Genomic DNA, 24,316 nt, shown 5'->3' on the forward strand with positions numbered 1-24,316 from the left:
AAAATTAAGTTAGGACAGCGACATGACCGACACCCCCACATATGGCTTTGACACCCTGCAAATCCACGCCGGCGCGCGGCCTGACCCAGCCACTGGCGCACGGCAAACACCGATTTACCAGACCACCGCCTATGTGTTTCGCGATGCCGATCATGCGGCGGCTTTGTTCAACCTGCAAGAGGTCGGCTACATCTATTCGCGCCTGACCAATCCCACGGTTGCGGTGTTGCAGGAACGCATTGCCACGCTTGAGGGTGGCGCAGGGGCGGTTTGCTGTTCCTCGGGTCACGCCGCACAGATCATGGCGCTGTTTCCGTTGATGGGGCCGAGCCTGAATCTGGTCGCTTCGACCCGTGCCTATGGCGGCACGATCACCCAGTTCAGCCAGACCATCAAACGCTTCGGCTGGTCCGCGAAATTCGTCGATTTCGATGATGAATCCGCCGTGGCCGCTGCAATCGACGAAAATACCCGCGCGATTTTCTGCGAAAGTATTGCCAATCCGGGCGGCTATGTCACCGATCTGGACGCCATCGCCAAAATTGCCGATGCCGCGCAATTGCCACTGATTGTCGACAACACCGCGGCCACGCCATACCTGTGCCAGCCGTTCCAGCATGGCGCGGCACTGGTCGTGCATTCCACCACCAAATACCTGACCGGCAACGGCACCGTCACCGGCGGGGCTGTTGTGGACAGCGGCACGTTTGACTGGTCGGCAACTGATAAATTCCCGTCCCTGTCACAACCCGAACCGGCCTATCACGGGCTGAAATTCCACGAAACATTCGGCCCGCTGGCCTATACCTTCCACGGTATTGCTATCGGCTTGCGCGATCTGGGCATGACGATGAACCCGCAGGCCGCGCATTACACATTGATGGGGATCGAAACCCTGTCACTGCGCATGGAGCGCCATGTGGCCAACGCCAAAAAGATTGCAAACTGGCTGGAAACCGATCCGCGGATTGACAAGGTCACCTATGCCGGTCTGCCCTCTAGCCCCTATGCCAAACGCGCGATGCGCATCTGCCCCAAAGGGGCGGGCGCGCTGTTCACCGTGGCGGTCAAAGGTGGATATGATGCCTGCGTGAAACTGGTGGAAAATCTGAATATATTCAGCCATGTGGCCAACCTTGGTGATGCGCGCTCGCTGATCCTGCATCCGGCCTCGACCACCCACCGGCAGTTGACGCCAGAGCAACTGGAAGCAGCAGGCGCCGGCCCCGGCGTGGTGCGCATTTCCATCGGCATCGAGGATGCGGACGACCTGATCGCCGATCTGGATCAGGCGCTGACAGCCGCCACAGCCTGATAATCAGGGCCAATCCCCTACCTTGCGGGATTGGCCCGTCGCTGCTTACTCGGCAACCCCGAACACAACGGTCACATCGGCCGTCACCGACAATTCCCCCTGCGCCACCGGCACTGCGGCCGATCGCATCATGTCGGCCTGCATCATTACCGGCCCGACACTGCGCACGGCCCCGTCGCTGATCGACACCACATCGCCCAGTTCCACACCGGCCGCTGTGGCATATAGCTGTGCCTTGGCCATCGCGTCTTTGATCGCAGCCACCCGTGCCTCGTTTCGCGCAGGCTCCATATCCTGCAAACCAAAGCTTAGCCCATTGAAACTGTTGGCACCATTTTGCACCACCGCGTCCAGAACCTTGCCCAGTTGCGCCAGATCACGCACCCGCACGCTGACCGTATTGGTGGCAATGAAACCGTTGATTTGCGGCTGCCCCGAAACACTCGATGACCGGTTGTCCCAGCGCGGTGACAGGGACAGATTGTTCGTCTGGATATCGCGCGATTCGATCCCGGCCTCGGCAAGCTGTAACAATACCCCTTCCAGCGCATCGGTGTTCTTTGCCATCGCCGCGCCCGCGGTTTTCGCCTCGCTGACTACCCCCATCGAAATGGTCGCCATATCCGGCACCGTTTCAATCACCCCGTGACCATTCACCACAATCCGGCGTGACTCTTGTGCCATCACAGGCACTGCCATCAATAAAACCAGTGCAACTATCACATTCCGCATAACAAAATCCTTTCGTGTTATTCCTTATGCTCACCATATAAGACGCACCCCGCAAGGCAATCCTTGGGGCTTTTCCTTTCCATAGGCGAAAACCTGCTGTAGTGTGATGAAAGTCAATATAACGCCTGCAGTCCGATATTCTTTATGTGCTAGATCAATAACATGAAGCCAAATTTTGCCCTGAACCTATGCCATGACGGTATCGCCCTTCTCCACCGCGAGAAGGACGGCTGGCGCACTGTGGGCGAAGTCTCACCCCAAGATAAAAACCTGCCCCGCGAGCTGGATTATCTGCGCCAGACCGCCGCCTCGCTGGACAATGGCGGGGTGACCACCAAACTGGTGATCCCCAATTCGCAAATCCTGTACAAGGCGGTGCCCAACGCCGCCCCGACGCAGGCCCAACGCGATCTACAGGCCCGCGCGGCATTGGACGGGGCGACGCCCTATCATATCTTCGAACTGGCCTTTGATTTCTGCGTCATCGGGGATGATCTGCATATCGCTGCCGTGGCCCGCGAAACACTGACCGAAGCCGAGGATTTCGCCTTTGAACACGGGTTCAACCCGCTGTGTTTTGTCGCCATTCCCGAGGCGGGCCAGTTTGACGGCGAGCCCTATTTCGGACAGACCACAACCGCTGGTGCCTTGCTGGAAGAAGGCGAAGGCATAGAGCGCGATACGGTTGCCATCAGCATCATCGCCCCGCTCGTGGCAAAGGCCGTGGCGGAAGAGGTCGCTGAAAAATCACCCGAGACCGAAGCGGGCACGGACGCTGATATTGAGCAAGAGGGAAAACCGGAAACGCCGGAAAAATCCGAAGCCGATCAGGATAGCACTGAAACAGATGTAGAGCCTGAGCCTGAGCCTGAGCCTGAGCCTGAGCCTGAGCCTGAGCCTGAGCCTGAGCCTGAGCCTGAGCCTGAGCCTGAGCCTGAGCCTGAGCCTGAGCCTGAGCCTGAGCCTGAGCCTGAGCCTGAGCCTGAGCCTGAGCCTGAGCCTGAGAAAAAATCCGCAAAAGCGAAAAAGAAGCAAGCGAAAACCGCCAAACCGGCCGGTGTTCTTTCGGCCGATGTTCCCGATACGGATACGCCTGTTCCTGACGGGGCCCTGCCCACGTTCACAACCCGACGTGACGCGGAAGATGCCGATCTGCCCGATACCGCAATTGAGCGTATCGAAAAAACCGAAACCCGGCTGGCGATCCTGCCGGAAGGCAAAACATCGAAATCCCCGCTTCTGGGCGGTGTGAAACGCAAGGAAACCAAAGCGGCAACAACCAGCGCGCCTGCAACACCTTTAAGACTGGAAAACGCCATAAGCCCGCTTTTGGATAGCGGAAACACCGACGAAGAACAGGCCATGACGGTGTTTGGCGCCCGCAAGAAGGTGGCGTCAGACAAAGGCAAGCCGCGCTATCTGGGATTGGCATTGATGTTGCTGCTGGTTGTCGGGCTGGCCGCTGTGGCTTTGTGGGCCAGTTTCCTTCCCGGCAAGGACACCACGGCAGACGGTGACGTCCCCGTTATCGCCGATGCACCTGTTCAAGAAACCCCTGTTGTTGCCGAGGCTGCTCCAGAACCATCCACCCCCGAACAGGATCCCGTGGGCGATGCGCTGGCCATGCTGACCGAACCCAGCATCCGGCGCGATCCGGTTGTCGAAGCAGAGCCGGAACTGACCACTGAACTGCCTCCCATGACAGGCGCAGACACAGCCCCCCTACCAGCAGCCGACACCCCGACCGAACCGGAGCAAGCGGCAGCAAATGAGCCGGTACCGGAACAACCTGTCACAACCCAGCCCGAACCGGCTCCTGAGCCCGAGCAAGTCGCCGAACCGGAACCGATACCGACGGTCACTGCGGAAAACGCGCAAGAGGCTTATGAAGAAAGCGGGTTCTGGCAACTGTCCCCACCTTCAGGAACCCCACCGGCTGAACAAACCGGTGATACATTCTATATTGCTTCGGTGGACCCGCAGATCACACCGCACGACGCGGTGGCCCTGCCTGCAATATCACTGTCGCCGGACACACGGGTTACCCCGCCGCAGAACCCGCCGATCACCAATAGCGAAAGTTTTCATCTGGATGATCGTGGTTTGGTCATTCCCAGCGCCGAAGGCACCCTGACCCCGGATGGTATCCTCGTTTTCAAAGGCCCGCCCCCCGTCAAACCCGCTGTGCGCGGCAACCGGGCGCCGGATGTCACCCCTGTGTCCGATGATCGTCTGGCAGGGTTCAAACCGGCCCCGCGCCCCGCAAATCTGGTGCAGGCAAACGAAACCGCACAGCTTGGCGGACGCAGCCGCTCGGAACTGGCCGGATTTCGCCCCAAACCGCGCCCGGTCACCGCCAAGGTCGAAGAAGAACTTGACGAAACCCCGACGGAAAACGCTGTGGTCCTGTCGCGTCTGCCAAACCACCGCCCGCGCAATTTTGCCCGACTGGTCGCCCGTGCCCGCGCATCGGCCCCCTCGGAACAGGCCACCGCCGCCGCAGCCGTGCCGCGCAACCAGACCGTAACCCCGCCCGGACCGACCCGTGGATCGGTCGCACGGCTGGCCACCACCAAGAACGCCATCAACCTGCATCGCACCTCGCTGATCGGGGTATACGGCAGCCCGGGCAACCGCCGCGCCCTGGTGCGGTTGTCAAATGGGCGCTACGTCAAGGTCAAGGTTGGCCAGCGGGTTGACGGTGGCAAGGTGGCCGCGATTGGCGAAGACGAATTGCGATACGTCAAAGGCGGGCGCACTGTGATTTTGCGGATGCCGAAACTGTAGGTGCTATTCGGCGGCAAATTCCCCGTTCTCGATCTGCTCGCGCTCGATCGATTCAAACAGCGCCTTGAAGTTGCCTTCGCCAAAACCGTCATCGCCTTTGCGCTGGATAAATTCGAAAAAGATCGGCCCGACCACGGTTTTGCTGAAAATCTGCAATAGAATACGGGTTTCACCCCCGCCCAGCACCCCTTCGCCATCAATCAGGATGCCGTGTTTCATCATCTGCTCCAGCGGCTCGTTATGGTCTTTCACCCGCGCGCGGCTCATCTCGTAATAGGTTTTCGGCGGCCCCGGCATGAATTCCAGCCCCTTGGCGGCAATCGCATCCGTCGAGCCGTAAATATCATCCGTCCCCACCGCGATATGCTGGATCCCTTCGCCGTTATAGCGCTTGAGATAGGCTACGATCTGCCCCTTCTCGCCGCGATCCTCGTTGATCGGGATGCGGATGCGGCCACAGGGCGAGGTCAGCGCACGGCTGAACAGCCCGGTAAATTTCCCCTGAATGTCAAAGAACCGGATTTCGCGGAAATTGAACAGATCCGCATAGAATTTGAACCACTTGTCCATATTGCCCTTGTGCACATTATGGGTCAGATGATCGAGGTAATAAAACCCGTCCCCCGCCGGGTGGGCATTGTCGATCCAGTCGATTTCGGCGTTGTAAGGGCTGGTGTCAAAATACTGGTCGATGAAATACAACAGTGACCCACCAATCCCCATGATCGCCGGCACATCCATGGTTTTACCATCACCCGTATAGGGCTCGGCCCCTTTGGACACCGCATGGTCAAACGCTTTCTGCGCATCCACCACCCGCCAGGCCATCGACGGCGCACAGGGGCCGTGCTGATCAACAAAGCACATCCCGAAGCTGTCCGGCTGGTAATTCAGCAAATAGCTGATGTCGCCCTGTTTCCACAGTTCAACCGATTTGGCTTTGTGGTTGGCAACATGTTTGAACCCCAATTTGGCGAATAAATCCCGCAGCGCCTGCGGGTCTTCATGTGCGAATTCGACAAACTCGAATCCGTCGGTTCCGGCAGGGTTATCGGCGGAAATTGTGGCACGGGGGGCGTCATGGGGGAATGGTCCCATCGGTTTTCTCCTGTTTGCGTTTTTGCGTTCAGGGCAAGGATAACAATAATGGGATGTGTTTCGTGCGCGTTTCTGCTGGACTCTTTATAGTATTACGCGCCAATATATCGACTATTATGAATTAAACGCGAGATTACCGCATGTCCTTGGATAAAACCGATTCCCGCCTTCTGGCCGAGTTGCAAAAGAATGCCCAGATCACCGCTGCCGAGTTGGGCGAAATGCTGAACCTGTCGCCCTCGCAGGCCGCGCGGCGCCGCCAAAGGCTGGAATCTGCCGACTACATCCGCACCTACAGCGCCAAACTGGATGCAAAACGGCTGGGCCTGACGGTGCAGGCGTTCATTCAGGTGCAAATGGCCGCCCATGACGCACAGGCCGCCGCCTCATTCGTGCGCCACGTCAAATCCCGCCCCGAAGTGATCAGCGCCTGGACCCTGACCGGCGAGGCCGATTATATGCTACACGTCTATTGCGCCGATCTGGCTGGGCTGAACACGCTGATACAGGACGCCCTGCTGCCCCACAGCGCCGTTGCCCGCGTGCAAAGCCAGATCGTGATGAACGAACTGAAGGCCGACGCGCCACTGCCGGTCTAGCTTCTTCTTTTCCCAAATACCTGCGCCGCAAGCATAGAATCTCTACCCGTCCGAAACTCCGGCCTCGGCAAAGGTGGACATGCCGGAATGACAGGCAATCGCCCCCTTCAGCACCCCGATCGCCAGCGCCGCGCCCGAACCTTCGCCCAGCCGCATATCCAGCGCCAGCAACGGCTCTTTGCATAGGTTCTTCAATACCTTGCCATGCGCAGCTTCAGCAGAAACATGCCCCGCAACACAATGATCCAGCGCGCCCGTAACAGCCGCTTCCAGCGTGGCCGCCGCCGCCGAACAGATAAACCCGTCCAATATAACCGGTATCCGCAGATGACGCGCCCGCGCAATCGCCCCGGCCATCGCCGCCAGTTCCCGCCCGCCAAGGCAGCGCAGAACCTGCAACGGATCCTTCAGCACATCTGAATGCCGCGCCAGCCCCTCGGCAACCACGCGGGTTTTCACCGCCAGCCCGTCATCATCCACACCGGTACCGCGCCCGGTCCAATCTGCCGCCTCCCCACCAAACAACGCCGCCGCAATCGCCGCCGCCGATGTAGTGTTGCCGATGCCCATCTCGCCGGTCACCAACAGGTCCGCCTTGGGATCAACCGCGTTCCAGCCCGCCAACAGCGCAGCAACCATATCCTCTTCGCTCATCGCGGCGTCCACGGTGAAATCTGCCGTCGGGGTATCCAGCAACAGCGCATGCACGTCCATCTTGGCCCCGAATGTCTTGGCCAACTGGTTGATCGCCGCCCCGCCATGCTGGAAATTCAGCACCATCTGTTCCGTTACCTCGGGCGGAAAGGCCGAAACCCCCTGCGCACAAACCCCGTGGTTACCGGCAAAGATGATGATCTGCGGCGCCTCCAGAGACGGTTTCGCATCCCCGCGCCAGCCCGCATACCAGATCGCCAGATCCTCGAGCCGCCCCAGCGCCGCCGGTGGCTTGGTCAACTGGCTGTTACGCTCCTCGGCCCCCTGCCGCGCGGCCGCATCGGCTGCAGGTAAATTTTCCAGAATGGCGCGAAATTCGGCGAGCGTGGTAAATGTCATGTCGGTCCCTCGTTGATATCTTATGCCTTTTAGGTTTAACGCTATGGGGTGCGCAAGATGCAATGAAAAGGCCCTGTTGATGATCAAACCCGACACCCCGCTGATCCGGCTGGCGGATATCCCCGCCGCAATCGGATTGCTGACCCGCCTGCCGGTGAAAACCGATGGTGCGCGCGGGGCGGCTGCGGCATGGGCCTTTCCGCTGGTCGGGCTGATCGTCGGGGCGCTGGCCGCTTCTATTGGCTGGCTTGCACTGGAACTGGGGCTGTCTGCCCAGATCACCGCCGCGCTGGTGATCACGGCGCAGGTGGTGATGACCGGCGCGATGCACGAAGACGGGCTGGCCGACACATTCGACGGGTTGTGGGGCGGCTGGGACATGGACCGCCGGCTTGAAATCATGAAAGACAGCCAGATCGGCACCTACGGGGTGATTGCGCTGGTGATGTCGCTGCTGCTGCGCTGGAGTGCAATCACCGTCCTGATCCACATCGGGGCGCTGTTCATGGCCCTGATCGCCACCGCCACCCTGTCGCGCATGCCAATGGTGCTTATCATGGCCACCTTGCCCCACGCCCGCGACGGGGGCCTGTCCGCCAGTGTCGGGCGCGTCGGGAAAGATACCGCAGGCGTGGCACTGGGGCTTGCTCTGTTGGCTTGTTTCATTGCACCCGTCACCGCCAGCATCATCGCCCTAATCGCAGCAAGCATTGCCGCCAGCATCATCGCCCTGATTGCTCTGCGCAAAATCGGCGGCCAGACCGGAGATATCCTTGGGGCCAGCCAGCAACTCGCCGAAATCGCCGTGCTGCTCACCTTCACCACACTTCTAACCTGATCCCTGCTTCTTCTTTTCCCAAATACCTCCGCCGGAGGCAAAAAAGGCGCTGTCCCCGTTAGGGGGCAGCGCCTTGGGCGACGCGCATTAGCGCGGCGCAATTCCTGAAACAAAAGCTTATGCCGCAGCAACAACCCGCGACATCAGAATATCGATAATCCCCTGACGGGCCGCATCCTCGCCATCACCGGCCACAGCGGCAAATTCACGGGTCAGCCGCTCCAGCGCGGCTTCATACAGCTGACGCTCGGAATAGCTCTGCTCGCGCTGCTCGTCCGTGCGGTGCAGATCGCGCACCACCTCGGCAATCGCAATCAGATCGCCCGAGTTGATCTTCTGCTCGTATTCCTGCGCCCGGCGCGACCACATCGCGCGTTTCACCTTTGCCTTGCCTTTCAGCGTTTTCTGCGCATGGGCAATAACATCGGGGGTGGAAAGCGCCCGCATCCCGACCTCGATCGCCTTGTTGGTCGGCACCCGCAGGGTCATCTTGTCTTTTTCAAAGGCAATCACAAACAGTTCCAGCTCAAATCCGGCAACCTCTTGCTTTTCAACCGAGACAACCTTGCCCACACCATGGGACGGATACACAACAAACTCGTTAGGGCGGAAATCCAGTTTCTTCGACTTGCTCATTCAGTTCACTTCCTCGGTTCAGCGTCGCCACAACAGACAATATTTAGGCGACAATAAACCACCCATCAGGCATTCAGCACCGAGGGTGGCTACAGGTTTCGATATGTGTTTCACCCGTGAATATAGCAGAAATTATGCCCTATTTAAAGCGCAGCAGTGCCAAACCCACGATTCCACGTTGTTTTACAGGCAATAACAGCCGGTATTTCAGGTAAAAACCACGCCAAAAACCCCGTCTGGAGCAAGTGTGAACGAATCGTTATTCGCTGCCTTCGCCCGGCTTCTCAGAGAAATATTTCTCAAGCTTGCCATCTTCGCCATCGCGTTCTTCGGCTTCGGGCAGCGGATCTTTTTTCTCGATGATCACCGGCCAGATTTCCGAATATTTGCGGTTGAATTCGACCCATTTGTCCGTGTCCGGTTCGGTGTCGGGACGGATCGCGTCAGCCGGGCATTCCGGTTCGCACACACCGCAGTCGATGCATTCATCCGGATGGATGACCAGCATGTTTTCACCCTCGTAAAAACAGTCTACGGGGCAAACCTCGACACAGTCGGTGTATTTGCAGGCGATACATTTGTCATTGACGATATAGGTCATGGGAAGCCTCTGAAATCTCAACCTTCCGCGCCTGACTATTCGCTTGCGTGCAATCAATCAAGGTAAGAACCGCGTAAAATGCGCGCTGTGCGACGATCTTTCTTGGTTGGGCGGCCCTTCCTTTCGATTTGGGCTGTCGGTTCGGGCTTTTCCTCGGGCGGGGTCAGGTCAAGGTAAAGCGCCTGTGCCTCGGGGGCGGGGCCGCGGCGGGTGCCGATTGCCGCGATCTGGATCACCCGAATGCGGCGGGCCTGCGCAAAAGTCAGCGTATCCCCTGCCGTCACCGTGACCGAGGCCTTGGAAATCCGCGACCCGTTCAGGCGCACATGGCCCCCCGTCACCTGTTTGGTGGCAAGCGAGCGGGTTTTGAAAAATCGCGCGTGCCACAACCATTTGTCGACGCGGCCCTTATCCGGCGCGTCAGCCACGGATCAGCCCTTGTCCTTTAGCCCCATAAGCGCAGCGGCAAAGGGGTTGTCGGGATCGATTTTCTTTTCCTTCTTGGGCGGACGGGCCTGATAGGTTTTCGCCCCGTCGCGTGGCGGGCGTTTGCCCTGCGGTTTACCGCGCGGCTTGCCCTTGCCTTGCGGCTTGCGACGTTCGCCGCCGCCCTGACGTTTGGGCGCCCACGTAAAGGTATAGAAAACCTCCATTTCGGGGGCTTCTTCGCTTGGTTCCGCAGTCTCGGCAGGTGTTTCGGCTTCAGGAGAAGCTTCCTTGGCCGCTTCGGCTTCAGGCGCCGTCACGGCAGGTGCTTCGCTGGCCTCGGCCTCGCCTTCCGGCTTGGCCTCCTCTGCGGGCTTCTCGCCCTCGACGGCCTTGGCATCCGCGACCGGTGCGGACTTGACCTTCACCCGTTCGCCTTTTTCGGCCTTATAGCCCAGCCCCTGCATCAGGTCTGCGAATTGTTCCAGCGTCATGCCGGTGATCGACAGCATATCGGGGTTGGCCTCGAATCCGCTGCGGCTGTTTTCGGCGCGCAACATATCGGCCAGACGTTCCAGCATATCGATGCGGATCGCACGGCTGCTCGCCGCGCGATAGCCCGACATGGTATCCCAACCCCCGGGCGCGTCTTTTTCGGTCGGGATGGTGACCAGGCCGGGGGGTGGGCTTTCGGGGAATTCGTCCAGTTTGTTCGCCAGCGACCACAGCACCAGACGCAAGCGCGTCGGGGCGGGTTTCAGCAGCAGTGGCATGAAAATGGTGAACTGGCCAAAGCGGATGCCGTGTTTGCGCAGGGTGGCGCGGGCGTCCTGATCCAGATCCTTGACCTCGGCCGCAACCTCGGCCCGTGGCACGATGCCGAAATTTTCGATCATCCGGAAGGCAAAGCCACGGGCGATCGGCGGCAGAGTGTCGTCCTTGGACAGGTTCAGCAGTGGTTCGAACAATGTCGCGACCTTGCGGTCGATGAAATGCTGCAAACGGCGCTGCACCTTGGTGGCGACATCGACACCCGCCTCGTCATCGACAAACGCCACGGCCTGCGGTTTCAACGCGTCATCGCCCGCCACCAGCTTGCCCACGGCATGTTCGCCCCACATCAACCCGCCCTGTTCGGTAAAGTCGATTTCCGTATCAGGCGCGTTATAGAACCGGTCGGCCAGCAAATGAAACTGCGGCGCAAGGGCTGCCACACTGGCAGCGCGCAGGGTCTTGGCCTCGTCGGCATTGGCGGTTTTGTCCTGCGTAAAGCGGAACCCCTCAAGACGGCCAATCAGTTGCCCTTCGACCGTCACTTCACCTTTGTCGTTTACTTCGGCCACGAGGCCCTCCTTCTGCTTCAACCGGCGCAGCAAAACGGATGTGCGCCGGTCAACAAATCGTTGTGTCAGCCGCGCATGCAGCGCGTCCGATAGGCGGTCTTCTACAGCGCGAGTCGCCTCGCGCCAATGGGTTTCGTCATCAACCCAGCCTTTTCGTTGCGCGACATAGGTCCATGTGCGGATAAACGCCAATCGTTTCGACAACGCGTCGATGTCGCCTTCCGTGCGGTCCAGCCGTTTGACCTGTCGCGCCAGCCAGTCGTCGGGAATACGGTTATACTGTTGTAAATACGCGAAAATCTGCTCCAGAATGGCCGCGTGTTCGGCGTGGCTGATACCGCGAAAGTCAGGAATGCGGCAGACATCCCACAGGCGTTTGACGTCTTGCGGCCCGCCAATCCGTACCGCAACATCATCGCGCGCGGACAGTGTTTTTAGCGCCTGAAGGTCGTCTGCTTCGCGCGCGCGGGTCAGCCAATGGTCATCCGTGGGGGATTCGAGCGAGGCAATCAGGCGCGCCGCATTGCCAAATTCCAGCCCCGTATTGCGCCATTGCAGCTTCTTTACCGGCGCAAAACGGTGGTTGGTAATGGCATCGACCACGCCATCCTCGATCAGCGGCGCTTCGCCCGTCACCCCGAAACTGCCGTGGCGCATATAGCGCCCTGCGCGGCCAGCGATCTGGGCCAGCTCATTGGGTTGCAGCGCACGCATCCGGCGGCCGTCGAATTTGGTCAGCGAGGAAAAGGCAACGTGGTTGATATCAAGGTTCAGCCCCATGCCGATCGCGTCGGTCGCCACCAGATAATCGACATCGCCATTCTGATACATTTCCACCTGCGCGTTGCGGGTGCGCGGGGAAAGTGCGCCCATCACGACCGCCGCCCCGCCCTTTTGGCGGCGCAAAAGTTCGGCGATAGCATAGACGTTATCCACCGAAAACCCGACAATGGCACTGCGCCCGGGCATGCGGCTGATTTTCTTGGACCCAGCATAGACCAGTTCGCTCAGGCGGTCACGGCGCAGAAACTGGGCCTTTGGCACCAGTTCGGCAATGGCGCTGCGCATCGAATCCGAACCTAAAAACAGGGTTTCCTGTGTGCCACGGGCGCGCAGCAGGCGGTCGGTGAAAACATGGCCGCGTTCGGGGTCGGCGCACAACTGGATTTCGTCGATTGCCAGAAAATCCGTGCCCATACCATCCGGCATCGCTTCGACCGTGCAAACCCAGTATTGGGTGCGTGGTGGCACGATGCGTTCCTCGCCAGTAACCAGTGCCACAACAGACGGGCCGCGCAGGGCAACAATGCGGTCATACACCTCGCGCGCCAGCAGGCGCAGCGGCAGGCCGATGATGCCGGTGCGGTGCCCCAGCATCCGTTCAATGGCGTAATGGGTTTTGCCGGTGTTGGTCGGCCCCAGAACGGCCGTGATCCGGTTATCGCTTAGCATAATCTATCCAACCCGTTCAGCGCCTAAAGCGCCACACCTTCAAGCCGGGATACGGCCTCTTGCACGGTTTCGTCATGCGGCACAAGGTCAAGCACCTTGCGATAGGCCGCCAGCGCCTTTTCGGGTTTTTTCATTTCCTCGAGGATATAGGCCAGCCCCGTCAGCGCCCCGAAATGGCGCGGGTTCAGGGCAAGGGTGGTTTGCAGATCGGCCAACGCGGGGCCGAACAGGCCGGATTCAAAATAGGCGGTGGCGCGGGTGTAATACCCCTCGGCGAAATCCGGCGCATGATCGACCAGCGCGGTTAGGTGTTCGATGGCGGCCTGTGTTTCGCCAGCCTCCAACGCATCACGTCCGCGTTTCAGCAGCAAATCCATCGAGGCCGAGCCGCTTTGCGACCAAAGGGTTTCGATCTGTTTGGTGATTCTGTCGGTTTGTTCCACCGTGGCCAACTGCAATTCGTCGAACAATTCGTCCACAGTCACCTCTTGCGCGCCCAAAGGTAGGGAAAACATGACTGTAAAAGCGAATGCCGTAACGATACGTTTGTGAATAGGGTTGATTATGCTCATAACAATACCGAGTTTAAACCATACATCGGCAAGTTGCGAGACCCCGATGATCACGAATTGAAAAGGATGCCCCATGAGCGAAGTAATCGACACAGCAGTTACCGCCCTGAATGAAAAGATTTCCGGTGGATTTGACGGGATTGCCAAATTTGTGATTGGCGATGAAGGGGCTGTGATCATCGACTCCGATGGCGCGCGCGCCGGTGATGACGACGCAGATGTGACCATGACAGCCGATGCCGACGTATTCCAGTCGATCCTGGAAGGCGAAACCAACCCGACCGCCGCCTTTATGACCGGCAAACTGACGATTGACGGTGACATGGGCATGGCAATGAAGCTGGCCTCGTTTCTGGCTTAAATGATGGAAACCGCCCCCCTTTATACCGATGTCGCCCGCGCGCCCGATGGCGGCGCTGCTTATTGGCTGGATACGGATGACGGGGTGCGCATCCGCGTTGGCGTCTGGAATGAAGGCACCAAGGGCACCGTTTTGCTGATGCCCGGGCGCACCGAATATATTGAAAAATATGGCCTGGTGGTCGGAGATTTGCGGGATCGCGGCTATGCCAGCATTGTGGTAGATTGGCGCGGTCAGGGGCTGGCCGACCGGATGCTGGATGATCCCGACACCGGCCATGTGCTGAAATTTGCCGATTACCAGCGCGATGTGGCGGCGATGGTGCAAGCCGCGCAGGATCTGGAGATGCCGCAGCCCTACTACATGCTGTCCCATTCGATGGGCGGCTGCATTGCGCTGCGATCCTTGGTGGACGGGCTGGATGTGAAGGCATCGGTCTTCAGTGCGCCGATGTGGGGCATTCTGATTGGCCCCGTAATGCGCCCGCTGGCGCGCGGGATTGCCTGGGCCACAAGCACAGCCGGCATGGGCCATAAATACGCACCGGGGACCAGTGCGGAAAGTTATGTGTCGGTCGCCCCGTTCGAGGACAATCTGCTGACCACCGATCCGGATATGTATGCCTTGCTAAAGGAACAGGTCGCGGCGCATCCCCGGTTTGCACTGGGCGGGCCAAGCATGAACTGGCTGTTCGAGGCGCTGACCGAGTGTCGCAATCTGATGGCGATGGAGGCTCCGAAGGTGCCTGCATTGACGTTTCTGGGCACGAACGAGCGGATTGTGGATACGGCAGCGGTGATCAAGCGGATGCAGGACTGGCCGGACGGCAGATTACAGAGGGTCGAAGGCGCCGAACACGAGGTGCTGATGGAAGGGCCGGAAACGCGCATGCGTCTGATAGATCAATCTGTGGATTTGTTCGGGCAGTATGCCTGAGCAGGCGTTGTGCTTTTTTGCCTCCGGCGGATGTATTTCGAAAAAAGAAGAAGGGGTGCGCTAGGTCTTTCGCCAATGGTGCATGATATCGGCGCCCAGTTGACGTTGCTCAACCAGTTCAAAGCGCGGGGCCTGGGCGAGGCGTTGCAGGCCAAGCGGACCGAGCGATGGCAGCCCTTCGGCCCCCAGCGCGATACCTGCGGTAAAGCCGATCAATTCGTCCACCAGACCGGCGCGCAAAAGCGAGGCGGCAAAGGCACCGCCCCCCTCGACAAACACCCGTGTCAAGCCCGCCTTTCCCAGTGCATTCAGGATCGAGGCCGGATCAAGCGTGCCTTGACGTATGGCACAAGGGATCAGCGTGGCGCCCATACCGGACCATGCGCTGATCAGGGCAGGATCGGCGCCCTCGCCGTGGCAGAGCCACAGCGGCACATCACCCGCGGTGCGGGCCAGATTACCTGTGAGCGGCAGGTCCAGAGTGCGGCTGGCAATGATGCGCACCGGCTGGCGGGTGATGCCCAGATCACGCACAGTCAGGGTTGGATCGTCCGCCCGCGCAGTGCCGCCGCCAACCATCACGGCATCATGGCGGGCGCGTTGCAGATGCACCATGCGCCGTGCCTCGGGGCCGGTGATCCATTGGCTTTCACCGCTGGCCGTGGCGATACGCCCGTCAAAACTGCTGGCCAGTTTCAGGGTGACCATCGGACGGCCATCCTGCACCCGTTTCAGAAAACCTGTGTGGGCACACATCGCTTCGACCTGCATCACCCCCGTTGTCACCATGATACCGGCATCACGCAAAATGGCGTGCCCCCTGCCCGCCACACGCGGATCGGGATCCTCAAGCGCCGTCACCTACCCGCGCCACGCCAGCAGTAACCAGCGTTTCGGCGCAAGGCGGGGTTTTGCCATGATGGGCGCAAGGTTCTAACGTGACATAGGCCGTGGCGCCGTGGGCGGCCTTGCCTGCCTGTTTCAGGGCCATCGTTTCGGCGTGGGGCCGTCCGCCATCCGCCGTCCAGCCGCGCCCGATGATCCGGCCATCGGCAACAATCACACAGCCAACCGCCGGATTGGGCCACACGCGCCCCAACCCGCGCGCGCCCAGAGTAAGGGCAAGCGCCATAAAGCGGGCGTCATGCGCTGCTTGGGTCACTCTTCCGTTGAGTCGTCAGGCCGCAATTCGCTTACGAATTTGTCGAAATCATCCGCCGCCTGGAAATTCTTGTAAACACTGGCAAAACGGACGTAGGCCACGGTGTCGATCCGGGCCAGAGATTCCATCACGATTTCGCCAATCGTATCGGATTTGATGTCGGTTTCGCCCATGCTTTCGAGCCGCCGCACGATGCCGGAGATCATCTGATCAATGCGTTCCGGATCAATCGGGCGTTTTTGCAATGCTATGCGGATTGACCGCTCCAGCTTGTCGCGGCCGAATTCCTCGCGGCGGCCATTGGATTTGATCACCACAAGATCGCGCAACTGCACCCGTTCATAGGTGGTAAAGCGACCGGCACAGGCCGGACAGAACCGGCGGCGACGGATCGCGGCGTGATCTTCGGCAGGGCGGGAATCTTTGACTTGGGTATCGACGTTTCCACAAAAAGGGCAGCGCATGGCCTCTCCATTGGGTTTGTTTATGACTTATCCACAGGCACTATAGGGCAGCCGCAACCCTTTGGGTAGGGGGGAAATGCAACCGCAACATACAGCCCCCCTTGACCCTTTGGTAAGAAACGCGTAGCTGCTAGTTAAGAATGGTTCTTAATTGCAATATCAGGACATAAATTGACACAGACAAACGGCTGGCGCCGCGCACAATCACAAAAATCGCTGGCGGAATCCCATGCCAGTGTGCGCGTGTCAAAAGGCCATTTCCTGCGCCGTTTTTAACGTTTTTCGGCCCCGGGTATCTGGTGGCTGTCGGCTATATGGACCCGGGCAACTGGGCCACATCGCTGGCCGGTGGATCGGCGTTCGGCTATACCCTGCTGTCGGTGATCCTGATTTCCAATGTCATGGCGATTTTGCTGCAGGCTTTGGCGCTGCGGCTGGGGATTGCCTCGGGACGGGATCTGGCGCAGGCCAGCGGGGATGCGTTTTCACGCCCGATCGGGATTATGCTGTGGTTGCTGGCCGAAGGGGCGATCATCGCCACCGATCTGGCCGAAGTGATCGGCACCGCCATCGGGCTGAACCTGTTGTTCGGCATTCCGCTGGAAATCGGCGTGGTGCTGACCGCACTGGATGTGTTCCTGATCCTGTGGCTGCAGGGCAAAGGGTTTCGCAAACTGGAAGCGGTCGTGATTGCGCTGACCGCCCTCATTTTCGCCTGTTTTGCTGTGCAAATGGTCTATGCCGCGCCGGTCTGGGGCGATGTGCTGCGCGGTTTCATCCCCCAGCGTGACATCCTGCAAACACCGGAAATGCTGTATCTGGCGCTGGGGATCATCGGCGCAACGGTGATGCCGCATAACCTGTATTTACATTCCTCGATCATCCAGACCCGTGCCATCGGCCCGACCCGCGCCGATAAACTGGATGCGATCCGCATGGGCACGATCGATTCCACCGTGGCGCTGATGTTCGCGCTGTTCATCAATGCCTCGATCCTGATTTGGCCGCCGCCACCTTTCATGTGGCCGGACAATACGAGGTGGCCGAGATACAAGATGCGCACCGGCTGATCGGTCCCCTGCTGGGCGCGCCGCTGGCTGCGAGCCTGTTCGCGGTGGCGCTTCTGGCATCGGGGCTGAACTCGACCGTGACGGCCACACTGGCAGGGCAAATCATCATGGAGGGGTTCATTCACCTTAAAATCACCGCCTGGAAACGCCGGTTGATCACCCGCGGCATCGCCATTGTGCCCGCCCTTATCGCAACAGTGATCTATGGCGAAAGCGGCACGGCGCGCCTGCTGGTGCTAAGCCAGGTGGTGTTAAGCCTGCAACTGCCCTTTGCGATGGTGCCGCTGGTGCTGTTCACGGCGAACAGCCAAAAGATGAACGGCCTGCCCGCCCCGCGCTGGCTGACCCATGCGGCATGGGTGATCACGGTGATCATCGTTGCGCTGAATTTAAAGCTGATCTGGGATGTTGTCACCGGCGCGGTTTCGATCTGACAATTACACATCTGCGCGATCAGGGGTATTTTTCCTTTGCGGATACAGGAAACCATCGCACCATTCCCCTTTAACCCGAGCTATGCCCAAAAGTTGGTGACGCAGTAATCAGGCGGCATGTTTTTCCTGCTTGATCCCGTCCTTAAATTCAACCCCTTCGATGATTTCCGGCAATCGGAATGCGCCGTCGAGTTTACGCCATTTCTTCTTTGCCGACATCATCAGGCGGAAGGTCATTGCCAAGGCGGTCTTGCGCCCGAGGCAGCCTTTGGTCTTCTTCGTTCGGTGCCGCACGGTGGCAAATATGCTTTCGATGGGGTTGGATGTGCGGATGTGTTTCCAGTGCTCGGCAGGGAAGTCGTAGAAGGTCAGCAGCACGTCCCGGTCCTTGGTCAGCTTCCCCACGGCACGCTCGTATTTCACGCCATAGGCTTCGATGAAGAAATTGAACGCGGCCTCGGCGTCCCGTTTGTTCTCGGCCATCCAGATGTCCTGTAGATGGCCCTTGGCTTTGGCTTGCAGCGACTTCGGCATGGCATTCAGGACGTTGCCGGTTTTATGCACCCAGCAGCGCTGCTCCCGGGTCTCACCGAACACCTCCCGCAAGGCGTTCCAGAAGCCGAGCGCGCCATCACCAACGGCCAGATCAGGGGCTTTTCTGAGGCCACGACGTTGCAAGTCCAGCAGCAGTTCACGCCAGCTCTGGCTGCTTTCTCGATACCCGTCCACGAGGCCCAGAACATCCTTGTTACCCCACTCGTCCGCGCCGATGATCACCAGCATGCATTGCTTGTCAGCATCCGTGCGCGGCTTGAAATAAACCCCGTCGGCCCAGAAATACACATAGCGTTTGGCCGACAGGTCACGCCGGTTCCAACGCTCGTATTCTGCCCACCACTCCGCCTTCAGGCGCGAAATCGTGCTCGATGTCAAACCACCCGCATCAGGCCCCAGAAGGGCCGCCAGTGCTTCGCCGAAATCACCCGTGGAAATACCTTTGAGATAGAGCCAGGGTGTGAATCGGCGTGCAAAACTGACCCACTTGGGTGGGTTATGAGCGAGTAAAATTGACCCACCTGTTTCGTTAACATCCGCGCAAAATTGTGCGGAGGAAAGAGCAGGTGATATTGATGGAAAGCGTATCGAAGATCCGGCGCTGGGTGCTGGTTGAAGGGCGCAGCATCCGGTCTGTGGCGCGGGCGACGGGACTGTCGCGGAACACGATCAAGAAGTATTTGAAGGACGAGAATCCGCCGAGCTACCAGCGCCATGCGCCGCCAGTTCGGCACAAACTGTGCAATGGGTTTGATCTTCGGCTGCAGGAACTGTTTGATCAGGACTCGAGGCGACCACGCTGGGAGCGGCGGACGGCCCAGAAGCTATACGAGCAGCTTGTGGCAGAGGGCTATACCGGGTCCTATTCGCCGGTTCAGCGTTTTGTTCGTGAGTTGAAGCGCGCCGGGGCCTGTTCGGGAGATGCGTTTATCCCGCTGCATTTTGCGGCGGGTGACGCGCTGCAATTTGACTGGAGGGAACCTCTAAAAATCCCCCAAAATCCGGCCTGACGGGGTAGAATCGTCATCAGGATGAAAATGATTCGACCGACGGGGTTTTGTCATGGGTCAGATGGGATTTTTTGATCTTTCCAGCCGATACGCGGGACTGGACAAATCTGGTGATCCGCTGGTGTTGCTCAACGACATGGTGCCGTTCGAGGATTACCGGGACGAGCTGAAGGCCATATGGCGCACGCCGCCCGAACAGCGCAAATCCAACGCTGGCCGCCCGCCTTGGGATGAGGTGCTGATATTCAAGACGATGGTTTTGCAGCAGCTCTACAACCTCTCTGACGATCAGATCGAGTATCAGATCCGCGACCGCCTGTCGTTCATGCGGTTTCTCGGCCTTGGCATTGAAGACAGCGTACCTGACGCCAAGACCATCTGGGCCTACCGTGAAAGGCTGGCCGGGGCCGGGAAGATGAAGGAGCTGTTTGACAAGTTCGATGCCTTTCTGCGCGAAAAGGGCTATCTGGCGATGGGCGGGCAGATTGTTGATGCGAGCATCGTTCCGGCGCCGCGCCAGCACAACAAAAGGGACGAGAACGAGAAAATCAAGGCGGGCGAAACGCCTGAAGAGTGGGAGGAAAAACCCCACAAGAAGCGCCAGAAGGACGTGGATGCGCGCTGGACGAAGAAGCACGGCAAGAGCTATTACGGCTACAAGAACCACATCAATGTCGACCGGCGGCACAAATTCATCCGCGCTTATGATGTCACCGATGCCGCCGTGCATGACAGCCAGGCGCTTGCCGGTCTGATTGATGCGAGCAACACCTCATCGGACCTGTGGGCCGACAGCGCCTATCGCTCGCAAAAGATCGAAAGCGAGCTGGAAGAGCGGGGGCTTCACAGCCATATCCATCACAAGGGCAGGCGCGGCAAGCCGCTTGGCGAGCGCCAGCAAAAGGCCAACCGGAGGCGCTCGAAAGTGCGGGTCCGGGTCGAGCATGTATTCGCTTTTCAGGAGCGCTCCATGGGCGGCAAGCTGATCCGCTCCATCGGCCTGAAGCGGGCGCGATTTCGCATCGGGATGATGAACCTGGTCTACAACATGAAGCGCTTCGTCCAGTTCGAATGCGGCCTGGCGGCGCCGGGATAAGGGTTCATGGGGTGAGGTGTGCCTGAAATACCCAAAACCGGCTTGAAACCGGTGAAAATGGGTTTATGATCCGAAGCAATCAGGCGGGACAGGCGAAAAACCGTCCACCCCGCCGCGAAGAAGGCGAAAACGGGAATTTACAGAGGTTCCCTGGAGCGAAGAACGGGTCGTACTGGGTGGTGTCGAGCAGAAGGTGAAGGTCGCTCATTTCCGCCTGTGTCACAGCCGCAAGCCTTTCGTGATTGCCTATCCCGGTGAAGCCCAGGAGATGGTGCTGGATGCTTTCGTGCAGGCGCTGTCCTTTTACGGAGGCGTTCCGCGCAGGGTGATCATCGACAACCCCAAGACCATGGTGACCTACGTTTCGCGCTCGAAGGAGCGGATATTCCATCCCCGGTTCCTGGCCTTGATGAACCACTATGTGATGGAGCCGGTGGCCTGCACGCCCGCTGCGGGCTGGGAGAAGGGACAGGTCGAGAACCAGGTCCAGTTCTTGCGGGGCCGGTTGTTCGTTCCCGAACCGGCCTTTGATGATCTCGAGGCGCTGAACGCGTGGCTGCGTCTGCGTTGCGAAGATCTGGCAGAGCGTCCCCATCCCGAGCAGCAGGATCGCACGATTACCGAAGTGTTCGAAGACGAGCGCGCCGAACTGCGCCCCCTGGGTCGGGCCTTCGACGGCTACGTGGAAAAGACCGTCCGTGTCCGCTCCACCTGCCTGGTTCAATATGCCAGCAATCGCTACAGCGTGCCCTCCCGCTTTGCCGGGCATCATGTGTCGCTACGCGCCTATGCCGGCCGGATCGTGGTGGTCTCCGGTCAGGATGTGATTGCCGAGCACAGGCGTCATTTTACCCGCAATATCAGCTATTTCGAGCCCTGGCATTACGTTCCCCTGCTGGACCGCAAGCCTGGTGCCCTGCGCAATGGCGCCCCCTTTGTGGGCTGGGAACTGCCCGAGGCCATGCATCGGATCAGGGAACATTACATGGCTGGTAAAGGCGGGGATCGGGAGTTCGTCGACCTGCTCCTGCTGGCACAGGATCACGGGATCGAGGTGGTCGAGACGGCCTGCAATCTGGCGGTGGCACAAAACACCCTGCGGCTGCCCGCCATCATCAATCTGATCAACCAGTTGGTGGAACCGGTCATCACACCGCTCAGCGATGCCTGCGCTTATCCGCAGCTGACCTTGCGGCCCGAAGCCGATTGCAAACGCTATGAGACCCTGTGCTCGGCTGAGGAGGTTGCCGTATGAATGCCTTGATCGACCAACTGACAGCCCTCAGGTTGCATGGAATGGCAGCTTGCGCCCATGATCTGCTGTCCGCGCGCAAGCCGCCAAGTCTGACCACAGCGATAAGGCAACTGATCGACGCCGAGACTGTAGAGCGCCGGGTGCGCTCCATCCAGTATCAAATGAGGGTTGCGAAGTTCCCCCATCACAAGGACTTCGCCACCTTCGATTACAGCGCCGCCGCCCTCACCCAGGCCCAGATCGAACCATTCTGCACCGGCCAGTTCACAGAGGAGGCCCATAACCTCATCCTGGTGGGCGGAACCGGCACGGGCAAAACCCACATCGCCATCGCGCTGGGAACGACGCTGATCAACAACGGCAAGAAGGCGCGCTTCTTCAACGCCGTCGATCTGATCAACGCCCTGATCAAGGAACAGGCCGACGGCAATGCAGGGAAGATCATCCGGCAGCTCTCGGCTTTGGACTGCGTCATCATCGACGAGCTGGGCTACATCCCGTTTCCCAAATCCGGTGGCGCGTTGCTCTTCCATCTGATCAGCAAGCTCTACGAGAAGACCAGCATCATCATCACAACCAACCTTGAGTTCGGTGAATGGGTCTCGGTCTTCGGGGATGCCAAGATGACAACCGCCCTTCTGGATCGCGTCACTCATCACTGCAACATCATCGAAACCGGCAATACCTCATACCGGTTCGCCCAGAGTAAACGCCGTAGAAAAAACTAGCCGTTCCGCAAGCAAAGCCCCCAGACGGACTCGCTACATGAAGGCGGCCCGACTGGGGGCTTTGCGCCACAAAGGGGGGGGCAAATTTAAATGCCGAAACCGGGTCAGTTTTAAATGCTCATTGACAGCCAGGGCAACAACTCCTCGACCGACTTTGCCCGGCGCAGATACGGCGGCAGAAGCGTCGAGGTGAACCTGATCTTCTCCGCCCCCGTGCCACGATCACGCACCCGAGGCACATTCACCGGGACAGGGCCGATCCCCGTCATCACCTCGCGCTCCGGCAGGTATCCGTGGCGAACAAGGCGCTGGCGACCGGCCGAATCCCTCAAATGCGCGTGTTGCGCCATCAGATCACAAACCTCGGCCTCGACCGCCTGTGCCAACAGATCCCGCGCGCCTTTGCGCAAGATATCCGTCAGCGGATCAGGTGAAATTCCGGCTGGATCGGTAAACTCCAAAATAGTATCGTCTTCCATGTGGCATATCCTTTTCTCTCTGAGAATCGCGGCGCGTCAACACCGCCATGATATGCCACCCAATCACCCCATCACCAACTTTCGGGCATTACTCCTTTAACCCAAGGAGAATATTATGAGTGTAGCACGTGTAACCGAAATTTCCTCGACCTCTAAGAAAAGCTTTGACGACGCCGTCGAAGAAGGCGTCAAACGCGCCTCCAAAACCCTGCGCGGGATCACCAGCGCCTGGGTGAAAGAGCAAAAAGTGACCGTGAAAGACGGAGAAGTCAGCGAATTCCGCGTCAATATGATGGTGACATTCGTTCTGGATGACTGATATTACACCACGGACGCGCGCCAGAATATGTGGCGCGCGTTTCGCCCTACTGACAGTTTTCCCAGCGCTGTTCCTCAAGGTTATAGCATTGGCCCGCAGCGGTTTTCGCATCATAGATGCTACCGCCATAAGCAAAGTCGACCGACCCGGGATCGCAGTCAAATGTGGCCAGCGTTTCCTCGCCTTCAACAACATTGATCAGACCTGAAATATCGGCGGTTTCCTCTTCGGAAAACTTCCGGTCGATCACGCCGGCGACGACATAGCTTGTCTTGCCGTTGTGAAATGTCACCGTTTCCCATATCGCGCGGCCAATGCCGGGCCAGGGGGTGTAATCTGCGTCAACGACAGGGACCAAGAGGGCCAGATCAGGGGCCTTGCCAGTGCGGCCAAAACTGTAGGTCAACATGTCCCCTTCTACGCAAACATCCACTGCCTTGCGCCCGTTTGAAAACGTGCAGCTCAGGAATGTGTCTTGCGGTGTGGCGCATTCGGCAAAAGCCATGGGGGCTGTGGCAATAATGGTCAGAAGGGCAATCGGCAGGCGCATGGGTTTTCCTTTATGTTTTGCTTAAATGTGCCGCGACTTGGCGCGTATGCGGTGAATTTCGGTGTTCAAACAGATATATCCCCTGCCATGTGCCCAGCCGCATTTTGCCGCTTTGCACCGGAATCGACAGGCTGGCGGGCAGCATCGCGGATTTGATATGCGCGGGCATATCGTCGGGGCCTTCATAGGTGTGGGTAAGGTAGGCCATGCCGGGGTCTGTGGTGGGTGGCACCAGCCGGTGGAAAAAGTTTTGCAGATCGGTTCGCACTTCGGGGTCGGCGTTTTCCTGTATCAAAAGCGAGGCAGAGGTATGTTGCACGAGAAGAGTCAGCAGGCCATCACCCGTGACCCAACCGGCCACTTGGCGGGTGAATTCATAAAGGCCGGGGCCGGATGTTTGGATGGTGAAGGTGGTTTGCATGACCGCGATGATACCGGCATTGGG

23 protein-coding genes and 4 pseudogenes are annotated in these 24,316 nt (G+C 59.1%); 13 read left to right on the forward strand and 14 right to left on the reverse strand.

Going from position 1 to position 24,316, the window contains the following annotated elements; genetic code table 11:
- Positions 1 to 22: 22 nt before the first annotated feature.
- A complete protein-coding gene (locus tag ACQY4M_RS09895) occupies positions 23 to 1,315 on the forward strand; it encodes an O-acetylhomoserine aminocarboxypropyltransferase/cysteine synthase family protein (protein WP_428543566.1) in 1,293 nt (430 codons plus the stop codon).
- Between the two features lie 45 nt (positions 1,316 to 1,360).
- Here ACQY4M_RS09895 and ACQY4M_RS09900 read toward each other — a convergent pair whose 3' ends face one another.
- Complete coding sequence (locus ACQY4M_RS09900; RefSeq protein ID WP_428543568.1) at positions 1,361 to 2,047, reverse strand: SIMPL domain-containing protein; 687 nt, start codon at positions 2,045 to 2,047, stop codon at positions 1,361 to 1,363.
- Positions 2,048 to 2,209: 162 nt separating this feature from the next.
- Between ACQY4M_RS09900 and ACQY4M_RS09905 the strand changes: the two genes are divergently transcribed.
- Entirely contained in the window at positions 2,210 to 4,834 is a 2,625-nt protein-coding gene (locus ACQY4M_RS09905; RefSeq protein ID WP_428543570.1) for a hypothetical protein, read from the forward strand.
- A 3-nt stretch (positions 4,835 to 4,837) separates the two neighbouring features.
- Here ACQY4M_RS09905 and hppD read toward each other — a convergent pair whose 3' ends face one another.
- Positions 4,838 to 5,932 (reverse strand): 4-hydroxyphenylpyruvate dioxygenase, encoded by a 1,095-nt coding sequence (gene hppD / locus ACQY4M_RS09910; RefSeq protein WP_428543572.1) that lies wholly within the window; start codon positions 5,930 to 5,932, stop codon positions 4,838 to 4,840.
- 140 nt (positions 5,933 to 6,072) lie between these two features.
- Here hppD and ACQY4M_RS09915 point away from each other — a divergent pair, with 140 nt between their 5' ends.
- Complete coding sequence (locus ACQY4M_RS09915) at positions 6,073 to 6,531, forward strand: Lrp/AsnC family transcriptional regulator (RefSeq protein WP_428543574.1); 459 nt, start codon at positions 6,073 to 6,075, stop codon at positions 6,529 to 6,531.
- 42 nt (positions 6,532 to 6,573) lie between these two features.
- Here ACQY4M_RS09915 and cobT read toward each other — a convergent pair whose 3' ends face one another.
- Positions 6,574 to 7,584 (reverse strand): nicotinate-nucleotide--dimethylbenzimidazole phosphoribosyltransferase, encoded by a 1,011-nt coding sequence (gene cobT, locus ACQY4M_RS09920; RefSeq protein ID WP_428543576.1) that lies wholly within the window; start codon positions 7,582 to 7,584, stop codon positions 6,574 to 6,576.
- 79 nt (positions 7,585 to 7,663) lie between these two features.
- On the opposite strand from cobT, the gene cobS reads away from it, so the two are divergent.
- Complete coding sequence (gene cobS, locus ACQY4M_RS09925; RefSeq protein ID WP_428543578.1) at positions 7,664 to 8,422, forward strand: adenosylcobinamide-GDP ribazoletransferase; 759 nt, start codon at positions 7,664 to 7,666, stop codon at positions 8,420 to 8,422.
- 117 nt (positions 8,423 to 8,539) lie between these two features.
- On the opposite strand, the gene ACQY4M_RS09930 is transcribed toward cobS, so the two are convergent.
- From ACQY4M_RS09930 to ACQY4M_RS09950, 5 genes are all read right to left on the reverse strand, one after another.
- Positions 8,540 to 9,058 carry a CarD family transcriptional regulator gene (locus ACQY4M_RS09930; protein WP_428543580.1) on the reverse strand — a complete coding sequence of 173 codons (519 nt, stop codon included), beginning with the start codon at positions 9,056 to 9,058 and terminating at the stop codon, positions 8,540 to 8,542.
- Positions 9,059 to 9,317: 259 nt separating this feature from the next.
- Entirely contained in the window at positions 9,318 to 9,659 is a 342-nt protein-coding gene (gene fdxA / locus ACQY4M_RS09935) for a ferredoxin FdxA (protein ID WP_428543582.1), read from the reverse strand.
- A gap of 53 nt (positions 9,660 to 9,712) precedes the next feature.
- Complete coding sequence (locus ACQY4M_RS09940; RefSeq protein ID WP_428543584.1) at positions 9,713 to 10,087, reverse strand: RNA-binding S4 domain-containing protein; 375 nt, start codon at positions 10,085 to 10,087, stop codon at positions 9,713 to 9,715.
- 3 nt (positions 10,088 to 10,090) lie between these two features.
- Complete coding sequence (locus tag ACQY4M_RS09945; protein ID WP_428543586.1) at positions 10,091 to 12,880, reverse strand: helicase-related protein; 2,790 nt, start codon at positions 12,878 to 12,880, stop codon at positions 10,091 to 10,093.
- Between the two features lie 23 nt (positions 12,881 to 12,903).
- Positions 12,904 to 13,452 carry a tetratricopeptide repeat protein gene (locus ACQY4M_RS09950; protein WP_428543588.1) on the reverse strand — a complete coding sequence of 183 codons (549 nt, stop codon included), beginning with the start codon at positions 13,450 to 13,452 and terminating at the stop codon, positions 12,904 to 12,906.
- A gap of 73 nt (positions 13,453 to 13,525) precedes the next feature.
- Between ACQY4M_RS09950 and ACQY4M_RS09955 the strand changes: the two genes are divergently transcribed.
- Positions 13,526 to 13,813 (forward strand): SCP2 sterol-binding domain-containing protein, encoded by a 288-nt coding sequence (locus tag ACQY4M_RS09955; RefSeq protein ID WP_428543590.1) that lies wholly within the window; start codon positions 13,526 to 13,528, stop codon positions 13,811 to 13,813.
- Between the two features lie 3 nt (positions 13,814 to 13,816).
- Positions 13,817 to 14,749, forward strand: coding sequence for an alpha/beta fold hydrolase (locus ACQY4M_RS09960; RefSeq protein WP_428543592.1), 933 nt, complete (start codon positions 13,817 to 13,819; stop codon positions 14,747 to 14,749).
- Between the two features lie 60 nt (positions 14,750 to 14,809).
- Here the strand turns inward: ACQY4M_RS09960 and ribD are convergent.
- Positions 14,810 to 15,881: pseudogene (gene ribD / locus ACQY4M_RS09965) on the reverse strand (bifunctional diaminohydroxyphosphoribosylaminopyrimidine deaminase/5-amino-6-(5-phosphoribosylamino)uracil reductase RibD).
- 26 nt (positions 15,882 to 15,907) lie between these two features.
- Positions 15,908 to 16,375 carry a transcriptional regulator NrdR gene (gene nrdR, locus ACQY4M_RS09970; RefSeq protein ID WP_428543594.1) on the reverse strand — a complete coding sequence of 156 codons (468 nt, stop codon included), beginning with the start codon at positions 16,373 to 16,375 and terminating at the stop codon, positions 15,908 to 15,910.
- Between the two features lie 314 nt (positions 16,376 to 16,689).
- Between nrdR and ACQY4M_RS09975 the strand changes: the two are divergent.
- Positions 16,690 to 17,879 (forward strand): annotated as a pseudogene (locus ACQY4M_RS09975) (Nramp family divalent metal transporter).
- Positions 17,880 to 17,987: 108 nt separating this feature from the next.
- Here ACQY4M_RS09975 and ACQY4M_RS09980 read toward each other — a convergent pair.
- Positions 17,988 to 18,893 (reverse strand): annotated as a pseudogene (locus ACQY4M_RS09980) (IS256 family transposase); the annotation flags it as partial.
- 116 nt (positions 18,894 to 19,009) lie between these two features.
- On the opposite strand from ACQY4M_RS09980, the gene ACQY4M_RS09985 reads away from it, so the two are divergent.
- The 5 genes from ACQY4M_RS09985 to istB all read left to right on the forward strand — a co-directional run bounded on the left by ACQY4M_RS09985 (position 19,010) and on the right by istB (position 22,523).
- On the forward strand, positions 19,010 to 19,444 hold the full coding sequence (locus tag ACQY4M_RS09985) for a hypothetical protein (protein WP_428543596.1): 435 nt from the start codon (positions 19,010 to 19,012) through the stop codon (positions 19,442 to 19,444).
- Between the two features lie 52 nt (positions 19,445 to 19,496).
- Complete coding sequence (locus ACQY4M_RS09990) at positions 19,497 to 20,540, forward strand: IS5 family transposase (protein ID WP_428539227.1); 1,044 nt, start codon at positions 19,497 to 19,499, stop codon at positions 20,538 to 20,540.
- Positions 20,541 to 20,605: 65 nt separating this feature from the next.
- Complete coding sequence (locus tag ACQY4M_RS09995; RefSeq protein WP_428543598.1) at positions 20,606 to 20,737, forward strand: hypothetical protein; 132 nt, start codon at positions 20,606 to 20,608, stop codon at positions 20,735 to 20,737.
- Positions 20,734 to 21,795: an IS21 family transposase gene (gene istA / locus ACQY4M_RS10000; protein ID WP_428543600.1), complete on the forward strand. Its 1,062-nt coding sequence runs from the start codon at positions 20,734 to 20,736 to the stop codon at positions 21,793 to 21,795. The genes ACQY4M_RS09995 and istA overlap by 4 nt, the downstream gene beginning before the upstream one ends.
- A complete protein-coding gene (gene istB, locus ACQY4M_RS10005; protein WP_428539322.1) occupies positions 21,792 to 22,523 on the forward strand; it encodes an IS21-like element helper ATPase IstB in 732 nt (243 codons plus the stop codon). The genes istA and istB overlap by 4 nt, the downstream gene beginning before the upstream one ends.
- Positions 22,524 to 22,648: 125 nt before the next feature.
- On the opposite strand, the pseudogene ACQY4M_RS10010 reads toward istB, so the two are convergent.
- Positions 22,649 to 23,002: pseudogene (locus ACQY4M_RS10010) on the reverse strand (transposase); the annotation flags it as partial.
- Between the two features lie 115 nt (positions 23,003 to 23,117).
- Between ACQY4M_RS10010 and ACQY4M_RS10015 the strand changes: the two are divergent.
- Complete coding sequence (locus tag ACQY4M_RS10015; protein WP_428543602.1) at positions 23,118 to 23,321, forward strand: dodecin family protein; 204 nt, start codon at positions 23,118 to 23,120, stop codon at positions 23,319 to 23,321.
- Positions 23,322 to 23,367: 46 nt separating this feature from the next.
- Here the strand turns inward: ACQY4M_RS10015 and ACQY4M_RS10020 are convergent, their stop codons facing one another.
- Both ACQY4M_RS10020 and ACQY4M_RS10025 read right to left on the reverse strand, forming a co-directional pair.
- Positions 23,368 to 23,871, reverse strand: a complete 504-nt coding sequence (locus ACQY4M_RS10020; RefSeq protein ID WP_428543604.1) for a hypothetical protein — start codon at positions 23,869 to 23,871, stop codon at positions 23,368 to 23,370.
- 10 nt (positions 23,872 to 23,881) lie between these two features.
- Positions 23,882 to 24,292, reverse strand: coding sequence for a secondary thiamine-phosphate synthase enzyme YjbQ (locus ACQY4M_RS10025; protein WP_428543606.1), 411 nt, complete (start codon positions 24,290 to 24,292; stop codon positions 23,882 to 23,884).
- Positions 24,293 to 24,316 lie beyond the last annotated feature (24 nt).

The organism is Profundibacter sp. (genome assembly GCF_965277155.1).
Taxonomy (GTDB): Bacteria; Pseudomonadota; Alphaproteobacteria; order Rhodobacterales; family Rhodobacteraceae; genus Profundibacter.